At 52.8% G+C, this 1,979-nt stretch carries 1 protein-coding gene; it reads left to right on the top strand.

Annotated elements, in window-relative coordinates; all coding sequences use genetic code 11:
* Positions 1-196 precede the first annotated feature (196 nt).
* Positions 197-1,979: DEAD/DEAH box helicase (locus tag V7Z60_RS09735; protein WP_334117616.1), on the top strand; the 1,783-nt coding region annotated here is incomplete at its 3' end.

Here is a 1,979-nt window from a genome sequence, read left to right as displayed (position 1 = left end):
TGCCTGCCAGCGGAAAGGACAGGAAAAGTGTTACAATGAAAATGCAGAGATGAAATGCAGCGCGCAGCAAGCTGCACCAGAGTTGGAAGGCAGGACGGGTTGTCCGTTCTTTAACCCTCCAATTCCACCATTGCAATTTTACCTCACCGGTACTACACTTAACAAAACAGCAACAACTGCATTGAGAGGTTTTTGCATGAAAAGATCATTTTCTTTTTCCGACATCAATCGTCTGATTGATGATTACCGGAAGGCGGAGCAGAGGAAGAGGGAGATTTCCGAACTCGGGGAATACGAAAGCGAGGTCAGGAAGGCAGCGGTCAGGTATGTGGATTCAGAGGCGATGGCGATGATGGAGGACATTGCCGTCGAGGAACTCAATCGCGACAAGAAGGGCATCAGAGTCAAGGCTCTTCGTGACCATGGCTACAACAACTATGCAGACATCCTGACGTCCAGGGATTCTGACCTGTCAGCCGTCCGCGGCATCAGTGAGGACACCGCATACAAGATCATGAAGTGCGCTGAAGATGTGTACGGTCAGGCGAAGGAATCAGTCAGGCTCAAGCTCAACGCAGATGACAGAAGTGCAAGCGCGACCCGCATCGTGACCGCTCTTTCCAGATATCATGAGGCCTGTAAGCTCGCAAGTGACTGTGAGGGCCTTGACGATAAGTACAGGGAGTCCATCTCGCATGACATGGACGACATCAAGCCTGCAACGGGGCTTTTCCGCTGGCTGTTTTCATCCGGGACGAGGAAGCAGAGGGCAGAGGACGCATATCAGTCACTTACCGAAACCATTCAGGGCGAATACGGGCTTCAACTTGGAAAACTCTCGGACCGCCGCAGAAATCTGAAGTTTTATTCAGAAAGCGACGCATGGGATGATTTCCAGAAGCAGCCTGTCAAGTACAACAACACTGTGGAGAAGCTGCTTCCCGGCCTGCTTGGCAACGGAGACTCGATGTACGGCCTGCCGAAGGAACTCGCAGGAAAGATTCAGGACGAGGACTTCTTCCCGGACGGACTGCGCTGTGAACTGCGCCGCTATCAGGAGCTCGGCGTCAAATACATACTTCATCAGGGCAGGGTTCTTCTCGGTGACGAGATGGGCCTTGGCAAGACCGTTCAGGCGATTGCGTCGATGGTCTCTCTGAGAAATACAGGGTCCACCCACTTCATAGTTGTCTGTCCGGCCAGTGTCATGATCAACTGGTGCAGGGAAATCGAGAGGTTCAGTCTCCTCAACGTCATCAAGGTCCACGGCACGACAAAGCAGGCGGCAATCAGGGAATGGCTGGACAAAGGCGGCGTTGCCGTCACTACATACGAAACGACGTCGGCCTTCAGTCTTCCGGATGACTTCAGATTCGGCATGCTTGTCGTCGATGAGGCCCATTACATAAAGAATCCGTCCGCCAGGCGTTCCATGAGCGTGAAGAAGCTTTCTGAACACGCAGACAGGATGCTCTTCATGACGGGCACCCCGATTGAGAACAACGTTGACGAGATGATCCGCCTCATCTCCATTCTTCAGCCTAAGATTGCAAGAAAGGTTTCAAAGATCAAGGCCTTGTCATTTGCGCCGCAGTTTCGGGAAAAGATTGCACCGGTATATTATCGAAGGAAACGCGAGGACGTCTTGACCGAACTTCCCGAGCTGGTCGAAAGCAGGGAATGGTGCCGCCTTGGCAAGGTTGAGCGCGAAGCGTACGAGCAGGCGGTTCTGAAGAAGAGCTACAATGGCGCAAGGCGTGTCTCATGGAGCGTTGACGACCTCAAATATTCCAGCAAGGCCGGACGGATGATGGAAATCATTGCCGATGCTAAGGCTGATGGAAGAAAGGTCATCGTCTTCTCCTATTTCCTCGACACAATCAGAAAGATCTCAGCGATGCTCGGCAGCCAGTGCACCGAGCCGATCAACGGTTCCGTTACGCCGGCAAAGCGTCAGGAAATCATCGACGGCTTCGACA

The sequence above is a fragment of the Ligilactobacillus sp. genome (genome assembly GCF_036846325.1).
Classification (GTDB): domain Bacteria; phylum Bacillota; class Bacilli; order Lactobacillales; family Lactobacillaceae; genus Ligilactobacillus.
The sequence above is the reverse complement of the archived record's forward strand: the minus strand, read 5'-3'. Positions and strand labels throughout refer to the sequence as shown.